The sequence below is a fragment of the Parvimonas sp. KA00067 genome, from assembly GCF_001553085.1.
In the GTDB taxonomy this organism is placed as follows: Bacteria; Bacillota; Clostridia; order Tissierellales; family Peptoniphilaceae; genus Parvimonas; species Parvimonas parva.
This window is the reverse complement of sequence record NZ_KQ960152.1, coordinates 148,214-160,116: the sequence shown is the minus strand read 5'-3', so window position 1 is coordinate 160,116 and position 11,903 is coordinate 148,214. Positions and strand designations below refer to the sequence as shown.

Genomic DNA, 11,903 nt, shown 5'->3' with positions numbered 1-11,903 from the left:
TTACTCTCCCAATTTAAAATCTGATGCTACCAAATTTTTTAAATATTCTTTTATAGAATCTCTATTTAACTCATCTCTCAAACCATACTCAACACTTGCAATTAAAACACCGGTTTTATTCCCAACATCATAAGTTTTTCCGTCAAATCTATGTCCTAGCAATTCTCCTTTTAGAGTCAGTTCGTTTAATGAGTCGGTAAATTGTATTTCTCCATTTTTACCGGCTTTTTGATTATCTAAAATATCAAATATTTCATTTTTAACAATATATCTTCCAACCATTGCTAAATTAGAATTTGTTTCATCGATATTCGGTTTTTCTATAAGCCTTGTAGAATCAAAAATATTATCTTCTATTTCTTTTCCTTCTAATATTCCGTAGTTATGTCTTTTTTCGTCAGGAACAAATTCAACACCAACTACAGTTTTATCATATTTATTATAAATATCCACAAGCCTACTTGTACAAGATTTCCCTTTACAATCAATTATAACATCACCCAAAATGACGCAGAAATCTTCCCCATTAACAGCCTCTTTTGCACAAAGAATTGCATGACCTAATCCTTTTTGTTCTTTTTGAACAATGAATTTTATTTTGCATTTCAAAACTTCTTCTAATGTTTTTATATCTTTTTCAGAAACATTTTTTGATGCCTTAACTCTTTCATCAATCGGAACATTAAAATGTTTATCGATTGTAAAATAATCTTCATTTACAATAAGTATTACTTCGTCAATTCCTGCATCTAAAGCTTCTTCAATAACATATTGCAAAGTTGGCTTATCAAAAATCGGTAGCATCGCCTTTTGAACAGCCTTTGTTGCAGGGAACATTCTTGTTGCAAGTCCGGCAGTCGGTATAACAACTTTTTTTATCTTCATAATTACACCAACGCCTTCAAACTCTCTATTACAAAGTCAACTTGCTCATCAGTTAATAAAGTATGAAGTGGTAAAGTTATTTCAGACTTATAATTTTCATAAGCATTTGGATAATCTTTTATATCAAAGCCTAAGTTTTTATAAGCAGTATGCATTGGTAATGGCTTATAATGAACATTTGTAGCAATTTCTTTTTCAGCCATTTTTGTGATTATCTCATTTCTTTCGCTTTCAGTCGCACCCTCAATATTTACGATATAAAGATGACAACAAGAATTTCTTCCGTCCTCAAAGTGAACAAAAGGTTTAACTCTAGTTCCTTCAAATCCTTTATTATACTTTTCTACAATTTCAAAACGTCTTTTCAAAAGTCCCTCATATCTCTTTAATTGAGCAAGTCCAATTCCGGAGGCGATATCTGTTAAATTACATTTGTAGTTCGGAGCGACAATGTCGTACTCCCATGCGCCAAGTTTCATTTTTGAAAGAGCATCTTTTGACTGTCCATGTAAAGATAACAGTTGAAATTCTCTATAAATTTCTTCATCATCTAAACCTAAATTTTTATTCCAAGTTACAGAGCCACCTTCGGCAACTGTAAAGTTTTTAACTGCATGGAATGAAAAACAAGTAAAGTCTGCAACACTTCCACTTGGTTGCCCTTTATATTTAGCTCCAAATGAATGGGCAGCATCAGCCATAACTATAACTCTTCCGATTTTTTCTTGTAGTTTATTATTAGGTTTAAATAAAGCTTTTTTTCTCTCTACGATTTTAAAAATTTCATCGTATTTACAAGGTTTCCCTGCCAAATCAACAGGAATGATTACCTTTGTTTTCTCAGTAATAGCATTTTCCAAAGCGCTTAAGTCCATAAACTTATCTTCTTTGTTACAGTCAACTAAAACAATCTTTGCACCAACATGGTCAATAACACTTGCAGATGCAGTATAAGTATATGCACAAGTTATAACTTCATCTCCTGCTCCAACTCCAAGTAGTCTTAAAGTAAGATCCATACAAGCAGTTGCAGAATTTAAGCAAACAGTTTTATTTGTATTTGTTAAAACTGAAAGCTCTTGTTCTAATTTTTTTGTCTTTGGTCCGGTAGTTATCCAACCTGATTTTAAAGCGTCAACAACTTCGTCAATCTCTAATTGGCTAATGTCCGGTGGAGAAAATTCTATTCTCATATATTAAATCACTATCCTATCTATTGTTATTTTTGCTGTTGTTACTATTATTTTCGTTAGAATCAGTAGTAATCTTAGCACTGTTATTATCATCTAAATCAGCACTCTTTTTACTTCTGTCAATAACAGCACCTTTACCCTCTTTAATATTTTTAATTAAAGATTCTTTATCGGACTCATCAACAACTATATATTCAACATTTGTAACTTTTTCTCCTGTTGTCTTATTATCTTCAATAACGACTTTGCCTGTATGAAAACTTTGGCAACCAACAAAAGAAAAACAAACTAAACAAAGTGCTAATAAATTTCTTTTCTTCATAAAAAGCTCCTATTCGCTATCTTTTTCAATCATAGGTTTCATTGTTGGGAAAAGTAAAACATCCCTTATAGTTTCTTGATTTGTAAGGTACATAATAAGTCTATCAATACCAATTCCCATACCACCAGTTGGAGGAAGTCCGATTTCAAGCGCATTGATAAAGTCATAGTCCATCATTTGTGCCTCATCATCTCCATTTTCTCTGGCTTCAACTTGTTTTAAAAATCTTTGCTTTTGGTCTATTGCATCATTTAATTCGCTAAATGCATTTGCAATTTCTCCACAGTTTACAAAAGCCTCAAATCTTTGAGTATATCTCTTATCTTGAGGGTCTCTCTTAGCAAGTGGACTGATTTCAACCGGGTGCTTAGTAACAAAAGTCGGTTGAACCATATATTCTTCACAGAACTCTTCGAAGAATAGAGAAATAATTTCTCCTCTTGTTGTATTTTCAGTAACTTCTATTCTCTTTTCAATAGCTATCGCTCTTGCCTCTTCGTCAGTTAAAATAGTTTCAAAGTCAATTCCTGCATATTCTTTTACAGCATCAACCATTGAAATTCTTCTCCAAGGTGGTTTAAAGTCAATTACTTTTCCTTGAAGTTCAACTTCTGATTTACCAACAACTTCCATACAAACAGTATAAACCATTTCTTCGCAAAGTCTCATCATTTCTTCATAATCAACATAAGCTTGATACAATTCTATCGCAGTGTATTCAGGATTGTGTAGTTTATCCATTCCTTCATTTCTAAACATTCTTCCCATTTCATAGACTTTATCGAAACCACCAACGATTAATCTCTTTAAGTATAATTCATTGGCAATTCTTAAATACATATCAATGTCTAAAGTGTTATGATGAGTGATGAAAGGTCTTGCATTTGCACCACCTGCAATTGTATTTAAAATTGGAGTTTCAACTTCCAAGAAGCCTCTGCTGTCAAGATATTTTCTAATAGAAGAAATAATCTTACTTCTCATAACAAAAACGTCTTTAATTTCAGGATTTACTATTAAATCAACATATCTTTGTCTATATCTTAAGTCAACGTCCTTTAATCCATGGAATTTATCCGGTAAAAGTTGAAGTGATTTTGTAAGTAAAACAACTTGTGAACTTCTAATAGAAATTTCTCCGGCATGAGTTGTGAAAACTTCCCCTTCAACACCAACAATATCCCCAAGGTCTAAAGACTTAACTTCTTCATAGCTTTCGCCTAAAACATCAAGCTTATTGAAAAGTTGGATTCTTCCTGAAAAGTCTTGCAAGTCCATAAAACAAACTTTACCATGACCTCTTTTAGTCATAATACGTCCTGCAAGTCTAACAACTTTTCCCTCATAATTTTCATAATTATCTTTTATTTCTTTAGAATAAATTATATCTTCAAACTTTTCAATTTCGTGTGGGTCTTTTCCCGCTTCTATCAATTCTTGTAGCTTTTGTCTTCTAACCAAAAGCATCTCATTTAGATTTTGTTCTTCCACTATATCACTCCTTAATTTCTCTTTATATCTTCTATTTTATAATCTACAACATTTCCATTTGGTAATTGAACTTGAACTTTAGTTCCTTTTTTCTTTCCTAAAATAGCTCTACCAACCGGAGATTCATTTGAAATTTTTCCTTCAAGAGGATTACTTTCAGCAGAACCTACAATTGTATATTCCATTTTTTTCTTAGTAGCAACTTGTACTAAACTAACAGTAGCTCCAACACTAACAGTATTGGTATCTATCTCTACCTCTTCAATTATTTTTGCATTAGCAATCATATTGTCAAGTTTTACGATTTTTTCTTCTATTTGAGCTTGTTCATTTTTAGCCTCATCATATTCAGAGTTTTCAGAAAGGTCTCCAAAATCTCTTGCAATTTTTATTTTTTCTGCTATTTCTTTTCTCTTAACAGTTTTTAATTCTTCTAATTCTAATTCTAATTTTTTTAACCCCTCAGCAGTCAAAAATATCTCTTTTTCGTCCATAACACTTCTCCTTATAAAAAATTACAATTTTATTCATATCATTATACTAAATACAGAAGAAAAAGTCAATTTTTGACTGTTTTAAATGATAAAAAATCCACCTAACGAAACTTTTTGTGGGGAAATCATAAGCATAAAAATTCCATAAACAACTAAAAATCCCCAAAATAATAATCCTGTTTTATCCATAAAACTCTCCTAAAAAAATCTCACTCTTTCAAATGGAATATTTTATAAAAATAGCCTCTTTGGCTTTTACTATCCAGAGGCTATTAATATCACTTTAGTTAAAATAATCTTTTAACAAATTTTTCATAAAATTAATATCTGTAAATTCTTTTACTTTTTCAAAAGTATCCATATTTTTTATCAGCTTATCCTCATCAAGATATTCAAGATAAGCATTAATACACCAACTAAGTGCCCTTGAATACATATATGGCTTATATAAATTTACTCTTTCTTTAATATTTATTTTTTTATTTAAAAATCTTTCATAATTTTTGAAGAAGTTATCTTCATATTCTCTTGTTGTAATATAATCCGTTTTCCATTTTGTCGTTGTAACGACTACAAAATGTGTTATATCTTGGCAAGGGTCTGAAACAACAGCTTTCTCCCAGTCTATCAAATAACCTCTATCTCCAATTATGAAATTATTGGAATTAACTTCCGTATTATTTAAACATAAAATTCTATTTTGTTCAAAATATTTTTCATCACTTTTATTTTTTTCAAGGTAATTTAAAAATTTATCAAAAAAGTGTTTTTGTTCATCACTTACTTTTTTACTTGAAAAAACGTCTTTAAGCCAAAAATTTGCCTCATTTATCCTATCTTGAAATAAATTTGTTTCAACGATAAATTCACTATGTGAAGAAACATCCAGCGAATGAATTTTTACAAATATATTACTTGCAACTTCTCCGTCTTTTTCGTAAATAAGTGGCCTACCCTCCAAATACTCCATTAGAATAACACCGTTTAATAACTTTTCAGAAGAATCATCAACATAATAGGCCTTTGGTGTAACGCCAGATTTTTCTAAAAACTTAAGAGTGTCGTACTCATATCTTATCTGATTTGGTAAATTCATCTGACTTCTTGAATTAAGTCTTAAGACGAATTTTCCCTTATCCGTATTTAGAAGATAATTTATATTATATTCTCCCTGTTGCAAAAAAGTAATTTCATAGTTATTAATTCCTAATTTACTTTTATTTTTTTCTATATAATCTATTACTTCTTTCAAAACTTCTCCTAATTTGCTTTTTTATGTTTTTCATTGTAAATTTTCTTTATTAAGAAAACCAAAATTGAAACTGCAAATAAAATAAATAATCCTGTAACAAAAGTTTTTGAGCCACCTGTTAAAGTTCCACCAATATATGAATAGATTATAGTTGCCGGTAATTGACCAAGTCCTGTCGCCCAGATAAAACTCCAAGCACTCATTGAAGTAAGTCCTGCTGCATAACTTATCGGGTCAAACGGAACGAATGGCAAAAGTCTTGCAATTAATATTGTATATTTTCCATATCTGTCAAAGAAAATTTCCACCTCATCAAGAGCAAATTTTGTTGCAAATTTTTCAGCAGTTTCTCTTCCTAAAAATCTTGCAATGTAAAAGCAAAGAATCGCGCCTGCCATTGAGCTTGTCCAAGATAAAACTGCTCCAAATTGCCAACCGAATATAGCCGCATTTGCAAATGTTATAAAAAATGCAGGAATAGGTGCAGCGATTGATTGGAATACCATTAACATAAATGAAATGAAAATTGCCCAATTTCCGTATGATAAAATATATTTCTTTACATTTTCTAAAACTTCGTCTGTACTTGAGCCTTTAAATAACAAAATAAATTCCTTTATCTTATCATTGACCGGCTTAACAAAAATACATATCAGCACAATGGCTAAAACTATTAGTATTTTTATAATCGTAGATTTTTTTAATTTCATTTTTCCTCCTTAGAACACGTCTAACTAATTTCTCCACCTCAAGAGCTACCTGCCCCTGCAGTACAACCATAGCAATGATTACCAAGAGCGATTTTTCTCTTTGGAAAATCACAATTTTTATAATCTGAAATATGTACTTTGTCCGAATTTATCTTTAAATCTAATGCTTGATTAAAATCACAGTCAAAAATATAACCGTCATAAGATACATTAATTTCATTTCTACACATCAAAAACTCAACTGTATCTTCATTATAAGCGTTAAAAAGTTTAAGCATATAATTTTTAAGTTTATCTTTTTTATAAAGTCGCATACCAAATCTACCGATTGGATTATTAGTTATCGTAAATAAATTTGTAAAAATAATTCCGTATTCATCTAACAATTTTTTTCTATATTCAGTTTCTAAACTTTCTTGTGAATCAGGCAAAAAAGCACCATCCGGATTGTAAACTAAATTCAAAGGTAATTCTTTACCATATCCCACAGCATTTAATTTTTTCAAAACCTCTATTGAGTCCTCATACACTCCGACACCTCTTACACCGTCGGTAATTTCCTTTGTGTAAAAAGGAAGAGAGCAAAAAATTGTAACTCTATTTTTAGCATAAAAATCTATTAAATGTGAATACTTTTCATCTAATAAAATTGTTAAATTCGTTCTGACAATTACTTCTTTTGCAATCTTTCTAGACTCCTCAACTAAATATTCAAAATTAGGCATCATTTCAGGTGCACCACCTGTTATATCCATAACTTTGAAATTATGTTTTTTAAAAACATATAAGCAATCGTCCATAATCTCTTTTTTCATATACTCTTTTCTATGAGGCCCTGCCTCAACATGACAATGCTTACAGGCAAGATTACAAATCTTTCCTATATTAAGTTGCATTATATCCATACTTGAAGTATATAAAAATTTTTTATTTTCAACTTTTTCAAAAAATTTTGGAATATAATTTAAACATTCCAAAACTTTTCTCGAAAATTCTATTGTATTTGAAAATGAAATCTTTTCATCTTCCTGTTCTTGTTCTTCTTCAAAATTTCTTTTAATTAAATTAAAAATATTATCAACTCCTATAATTTAATTTCTGAAACAGTGTTTTTCATTGTAAAACCATTTACAAGTGTTATACCGGCTTGCATTGAAGATGCAACATGTAAAACTTCTGTTAATTGTTCTTCAGTTACTCCCATTGAAATTAAAGTTTGAGTATATGCATCTATACAATAAGGGCAACGAGTAGCAAAAGCAACAGCTAATGCACAAAGTGCCTTTTCTCTTTTTGTTAAAGCTCCATCTGAAGTACTATCTCCATAATATTTTAAAAATTCGTCCCATAATTTTTTAGCCTCTTCCCCTAAAACTCCATTTGCAAAATTGCCTAAATCTTTCTTTTCAAAATAATTGTTATTCATAAAAACACACTCCTTAAATATATATTTTTGTCTTAACATTATATATCATTTTTCACCTTCTTTCAAATAAGATTTTTTTATGGATTTATATGCAATTATAAGAACTTTTTATACAACAATGTTTTTACCAAAAATGACTTTAAACATTTCATATTTTATGTTAAAGTATATATGGTGATTTTATGAAAGAATATGCTGTTATAATTTTTACACGATTTCCGTCAAAGAATAAAGTAAAGACAAGACTTAGCAAAGATATTGACACAAATCTGGTTTTAAACATACATAAAGCAATGGTTTTGGATACTATATCCGTTTGCAAAAATGATTTTTCCGATATTTTGTTATTCATAACGGAGTTTGAAAAATTAAACGAAGAAAATAAAAACTTTTTTGCCTTTGAAAAAAATATTTTTTCTCAAGGCGATTATCCTTTCGGAGAAAAAATGAATTTTGCATTTAAAAAAGCCTTTGAAATGGGATATAAAAAAGTTATTTTAATCGGAACTGACATTCCGACTATTTTAAAAAAAGATATAGAGACTGCACTTAAAAACTTAGATGACTTCGATGCCTGTATAAACAAAACTTTCGACAAGGGATATTATCTAATAGGCTTAAAAAAGCTATGTAAAAATTTATTCGACGAAAAAATTTTTGAAACTGAATCAGTTTTTGAAAATACTATAAAAGTTTTAGAAAAAGAAAATTTAAGCTATACAAGCGCTAGAATTTTAAGAGATATAGACAATAAAGAAGATTTGGATTTTTTTGTAAAAAATGAAATGAATTTTTCAGAATATGAAAAACTAAAAAAACTATTAAAGGAGTGTTACAATGAGTAAGAAAAAAATTATTACCTTAATTTCAGTTATTCTTATGGTTATTATATCTTATTATATTTTCAAAATTTTCACTCCTGAAAAAATTAGAAATATAATTCAAGGATATGGTAAAAATGCATCATTCATTTACATTTTACTATTTTCAATTTTACCGATATTTTTCTTTCCCGTTCCAATTTTGGCAATCGCGGCCGGAATTTCATTCGGTCTTTTTGAAGGTGTTCTTTATACAATGATTGGTGCAATGATTAACAGCTCCATAATGTTTGTAATGGCAAAAAAATTTGCAAAAGATAAAGTCATAGAGCTATTTAAAACTAAGATAAGCGAAAAATGGTATAACAAGATGATTGCAATAGAAAAGAATAATGGATTTTTGATAATATTTTTGTTGAGATTATTGCCAATCGCTCCTTATAATGTAATAAATTATCTTTCAGGACTTACTGAAATTTCATTTTTAAGATATTCTCTTGCAACTTTTTTGGGAATTATTCCGGGAACATTTGTATTTTTAAATGTTGGAGATAAGGCAATAAATGTATATAGTGTAGAATTTGTAATTTCTCTTTTAGGCTTTTTGTTGCTAACTATATTTTCGATTATTTTGATAAAAAAAGTGGATAAAAATTAATATGAAATTAGCAGTTATAGTTCCAATTTATAATGATGATAAAATGATTGAAAATTTACTTGAGAAACTGAGTAATTTCAAAGATGTTGACGAGATAATAATTTCAAAAGCGGTTGACGATTTTAAAGAAAATAAGGTAGTCGAAAAAGAATACAAAGGGATAGAATATAAACTTTTGATTTCAAAAAAAGGCAGAAGTACGCAGATGAATACCGCCGTAAAATATACGGATTGCGATATTTTGTGGTTCATTCACGCCGATTCAGAATTTTTAAATTATGATATTGATAAAAAAATAAAAAATTTGATAGAAAATGAAAATATTAAATGTGGTGGGTTGAAAATAAAATTTAATCCAAACTCAATACTTTTGTCGATAATTGCATATCTTTCAAACCTTAGAGCAAAACTTTTTAAAATTTGTTTTGGTGACCAAAGTATTTTTATAACAAAAAAACTGTTTGAAGATATAAACGGCTTTAGAGATATTCCAATAATGGAAGATTTGCAACTTTTTATTGATATAAAAGACAATCAAAAAGATAAAAAATATTTTAAATTATTAAACGAAAAAATAATTTCTTCTTCCAGAAGATTCAAAAAAAATGGCACCCTAAAAACAATTTTTAAGATGCACAAATTAAAAATAATGTATTTTAAAGGTGTCGATACAAAAGAATTAAATAAAATTTACAATAATATGAAAGATAGATAGCTAAAAAGCTATCTATTTTCTATTTCTCTTATAAAATTTTAATTTCAAAGCGTTTTTAAAGTAATTTAAATCCACTTTTTCTTTAACACCCAAAATTTCACTTAATATATGTTTTACATTTTTTATATTTGATTTTTTAAAACTTGCAGAACAACTTGCACAATATGTATAAATATTATCCTTAACTTCCGATTTAACCTTATTCATCATTTCATTGGCCAAATCTTTCTCCTTAGCCTTTGCTCCTCCACCCATTCCACAGCACATAACTTTTCTAAACTTAACTTTTCCGTTCGGAACAAAGGGTTTAATTTGTTTTAGAAGTTCATTCGTTCTTTTATCAGGACAAGGCATAAAAATTTCTGCCTCATCATCAATCACATTCAAAAGATTTTCTTCCTGCAATTTTTGATAAATAGAAATAACTTCTATATTTAGCTTATCCATATGCCCTTTAAAAAAATAAAAACAATTCGGACACATAGTTACAATTCTTTCAACACCTTTTTCTTTATAGATCTTTTTAAGTCTTTCTAAATTTTTTTCAAAATCTGAAATAAGTCCACTATCTTCAAGTGGTTTTCCACAGCAATCAATGGAAAAGTCCATTTTACCCTCAAACAAATCAATCAAATACTTTGTAGTTTCAGGATAATGTCCCGGAAAAGCACAACCGAACATCAAAACATCCTTTGACTTTATCTTTGAATTATTTCTAAACTTGTAGGGAGATTTCATAAACTTTACAGCCCCATAGCCACCTAAATCTTCTCTATGTGCAATGGCAACTTCTGCTCCGTCTAAATCCAAAGGACAAGCTCTAAGACAACTATCGCACATAAAACAACTCTTAGCAAGCGAAGGATTTTTCGCAAACTCTCCCAAGTCGATTTCATATTTAGTTAAAAACGAGCATTTTTTCGTACAAGCGCTACAATGAATACATTCATCAGCGACTTTGTTTAAATATTCTTTCATTATTTCCTCTTTATGTAATTATTTAACTAAAATTTACCCTTAAAAATTCAACATAAACAATTACAAATTTTCAATATGTCTAGACTTCGTATTCACCTACAAAGCACCATCTTGAAAATGATTCATCATATAATCTAACTTTAAAATTCAACATAGTTAATATTTCATAAACTATTGACGCTCTAATTCCTGTCGTACAATAGACAATAATTTCATCTTCTTTTGAAATTCCCTTATTCAAAATCAAACTTTCTATTTTTTCATTAGACAACAAATATCCCTCATCATCATACATTTTGGTATATGGAAAACTCATTGAGCCTTTTATATGTCCACCGAATTTTTCTCCAAAAATTATATGACCTTTGTACTCCTCTTCATACCTAACGTCCAAAATTTTCACATTTTCGTTTTTGTATATATTAAGCAACTCATCTGTTAAAATTGACTTTTCATATTCTAAAAATGCAGGGCTTTCCAAATCTATATTTGACTTTTGTAACATAGACTCGTCAGTTATCTCCTTAACAAATTCAGTTTTTAAAACTTCATTTACTCCACCGTCTAAAATGTAGCTTTCAATTCCACAAAAATTTAATAAAAACTTAAATCTTCCGTCCTCTCCCATACCACAATTTTTTGTAGTGTTTATATAAACTAAAACCTTAGAATCTTTATTTATTCCATATTTTGAAAATTTTTCAAGTAATAGCTCTTTTTCAAAAGGAAGTCCAACATATTTACAATCTTGTCCGTTCAAAAAAGTAAATTCTTTCCAATCCAAAACAACAGCCTTATCGTAGATAAAATCTCCAACCTTTAACATATCCCCTCTTGCATCGATGACAACAAAATTTTCAAAATTTCTATTTTCTAAAATAAAATCTTTTCTTACAACAAAATCATTTTTAAACATAACAAACCCCTTATTAAATTATCAAATTTTTTAATATTACAA

14 protein-coding genes are annotated in these 11,903 nt (G+C 29.0%); 3 read left to right on the top strand and 11 right to left on the bottom strand.

All coding sequences use genetic code 11. From position 1 onward, the window contains the following. The 9 genes from HMPREF3181_RS07085 to HMPREF3181_RS07045 all read right to left on the bottom strand — a co-directional run bounded on the left by HMPREF3181_RS07085 (position 1) and on the right by HMPREF3181_RS07045 (position 7,773). Complete coding sequence (locus HMPREF3181_RS07085; RefSeq protein ID WP_068475049.1) at positions 1 to 885, bottom strand: UTP--glucose-1-phosphate uridylyltransferase; 885 nt, start codon at positions 883 to 885, stop codon at positions 1 to 3. 2 nt (positions 886 to 887) lie between these two features. Continuing rightward, on the bottom strand, positions 888 to 2,078 hold the full coding sequence (locus tag HMPREF3181_RS07080; protein WP_068475046.1) for a DegT/DnrJ/EryC1/StrS family aminotransferase: 1,191 nt from the start codon (positions 2,076 to 2,078) through the stop codon (positions 888 to 890). Between the two features lie 16 nt (positions 2,079 to 2,094). Next, positions 2,095 to 2,400 carry a hypothetical protein gene (locus tag HMPREF3181_RS07075; protein WP_068475043.1) on the bottom strand — a complete coding sequence of 102 codons (306 nt, stop codon included), beginning with the start codon at positions 2,398 to 2,400 and terminating at the stop codon, positions 2,095 to 2,097. 9 nt (positions 2,401 to 2,409) lie between these two features. Further along, positions 2,410 to 3,867: a lysine--tRNA ligase gene (gene lysS / locus HMPREF3181_RS07070; RefSeq protein ID WP_231698865.1), complete on the bottom strand. Its 1,458-nt coding sequence runs from the start codon at positions 3,865 to 3,867 to the stop codon at positions 2,410 to 2,412. 35 nt (positions 3,868 to 3,902) lie between these two features. Then, a complete protein-coding gene (gene greA, locus HMPREF3181_RS07065) occupies positions 3,903 to 4,385 on the bottom strand; it encodes a transcription elongation factor GreA (protein ID WP_068475035.1) in 483 nt (160 codons plus the stop codon). A gap of 283 nt (positions 4,386 to 4,668) precedes the next feature. After that, complete coding sequence (locus tag HMPREF3181_RS07060; protein WP_068475032.1) at positions 4,669 to 5,637, bottom strand: aminoglycoside phosphotransferase family protein; 969 nt, start codon at positions 5,635 to 5,637, stop codon at positions 4,669 to 4,671. An 8-nt stretch (positions 5,638 to 5,645) separates the two neighbouring features. Then, on the bottom strand, positions 5,646 to 6,347 hold the full coding sequence (locus tag HMPREF3181_RS07055; protein WP_068475029.1) for a TVP38/TMEM64 family protein: 702 nt from the start codon (positions 6,345 to 6,347) through the stop codon (positions 5,646 to 5,648). Positions 6,348 to 6,385: 38 nt separating this feature from the next. Further along, complete coding sequence (gene arsS, locus HMPREF3181_RS07050; RefSeq protein WP_197415941.1) at positions 6,386 to 7,324, bottom strand: arsenosugar biosynthesis radical SAM (seleno)protein ArsS; 939 nt, start codon at positions 7,322 to 7,324, stop codon at positions 6,386 to 6,388. A gap of 107 nt (positions 7,325 to 7,431) precedes the next feature. Next, positions 7,432 to 7,773, bottom strand: coding sequence for an arsenosugar biosynthesis-associated peroxidase-like protein (locus HMPREF3181_RS07045; RefSeq protein ID WP_068475023.1), 342 nt, complete (start codon positions 7,771 to 7,773; stop codon positions 7,432 to 7,434). Positions 7,774 to 7,955: 182 nt separating this feature from the next. On the opposite strand from HMPREF3181_RS07045, the gene HMPREF3181_RS07040 reads away from it, so the two are divergent. From HMPREF3181_RS07040 to HMPREF3181_RS07030, 3 genes are read left to right on the top strand one after another with little or no spacing between them, the layout of a single operon-like run. Continuing rightward, a complete protein-coding gene (locus HMPREF3181_RS07040) occupies positions 7,956 to 8,618 on the top strand; it encodes a TIGR04282 family arsenosugar biosynthesis glycosyltransferase (protein ID WP_068475020.1) in 663 nt (220 codons plus the stop codon). Continuing rightward, a complete protein-coding gene (locus HMPREF3181_RS07035) occupies positions 8,611 to 9,252 on the top strand; it encodes a TVP38/TMEM64 family protein (RefSeq protein WP_068475017.1) in 642 nt (213 codons plus the stop codon). The genes HMPREF3181_RS07040 and HMPREF3181_RS07035 overlap by 8 nt, the downstream gene beginning before the upstream one ends. 1 nt (position 9,253) lies before the next feature. Then, positions 9,254 to 9,967: a TIGR04283 family arsenosugar biosynthesis glycosyltransferase gene (locus HMPREF3181_RS07030; RefSeq protein WP_068475014.1), complete on the top strand. Its 714-nt coding sequence runs from the start codon at positions 9,254 to 9,256 to the stop codon at positions 9,965 to 9,967. Between the two features lie 12 nt (positions 9,968 to 9,979). Here HMPREF3181_RS07030 and HMPREF3181_RS07025 read toward each other — a convergent pair whose 3' ends face one another. Next, complete coding sequence (locus tag HMPREF3181_RS07025) at positions 9,980 to 10,945, bottom strand: heterodisulfide reductase-related iron-sulfur binding cluster (protein WP_068475011.1); 966 nt, start codon at positions 10,943 to 10,945, stop codon at positions 9,980 to 9,982. Positions 10,946 to 11,024: 79 nt separating this feature from the next. After that, positions 11,025 to 11,861, bottom strand: coding sequence for a sulfurtransferase (locus tag HMPREF3181_RS07020; RefSeq protein WP_068475007.1), 837 nt, complete (start codon positions 11,859 to 11,861; stop codon positions 11,025 to 11,027). Positions 11,862 to 11,903: the final 42 nt, after the last annotated feature.

Bases quoted from the DNA above. Each gene is read 5' to 3' on its own strand.
- HMPREF3181_RS07085 (WP_068475049.1), bottom strand. From the start codon at position 885: ATGAAGATAAAAAAAGTTGTTATACCGACTGCCGGACTTGCAACAAGA.
- HMPREF3181_RS07080 (WP_068475046.1), bottom strand. From the start codon at position 2,078: ATGAGAATAGAATTTTCTCCACCGGACATTAGCCAATTAGAGATTGAC.
- HMPREF3181_RS07075 (WP_068475043.1), bottom strand. From the start codon at position 2,400: ATGAAGAAAAGAAATTTATTAGCACTTTGTTTAGTTTGTTTTTCTTTT.
- lysS (WP_231698865.1), bottom strand. From the start codon at position 3,867: ATGCTTTTGGTTAGAAGACAAAAGCTACAAGAATTGATAGAAGCGGGA.
- greA (WP_068475035.1), bottom strand. From the start codon at position 4,385: ATGGACGAAAAAGAGATATTTTTGACTGCTGAGGGGTTAAAAAAATTA.
- HMPREF3181_RS07055 (WP_068475029.1), bottom strand. From the start codon at position 6,347: ATGAAATTAAAAAAATCTACGATTATAAAAATACTAATAGTTTTAGCC.
- HMPREF3181_RS07045 (WP_068475023.1), bottom strand. From the start codon at position 7,773: ATGAATAACAATTATTTTGAAAAGAAAGATTTAGGCAATTTTGCAAAT.
- HMPREF3181_RS07040 (WP_068475020.1), top strand. From the start codon at position 7,956: ATGAAAGAATATGCTGTTATAATTTTTACACGATTTCCGTCAAAGAAT.
- HMPREF3181_RS07035 (WP_068475017.1), top strand. From the start codon at position 8,611: ATGAGTAAGAAAAAAATTATTACCTTAATTTCAGTTATTCTTATGGTT.
- HMPREF3181_RS07030 (WP_068475014.1), top strand. From the start codon at position 9,254: ATGAAATTAGCAGTTATAGTTCCAATTTATAATGATGATAAAATGATT.
- HMPREF3181_RS07025 (WP_068475011.1), bottom strand. From the start codon at position 10,945: ATGAAAGAATATTTAAACAAAGTCGCTGATGAATGTATTCATTGTAGC.
- HMPREF3181_RS07020 (WP_068475007.1), bottom strand. From the start codon at position 11,861: ATGTTTAAAAATGATTTTGTTGTAAGAAAAGATTTTATTTTAGAAAAT.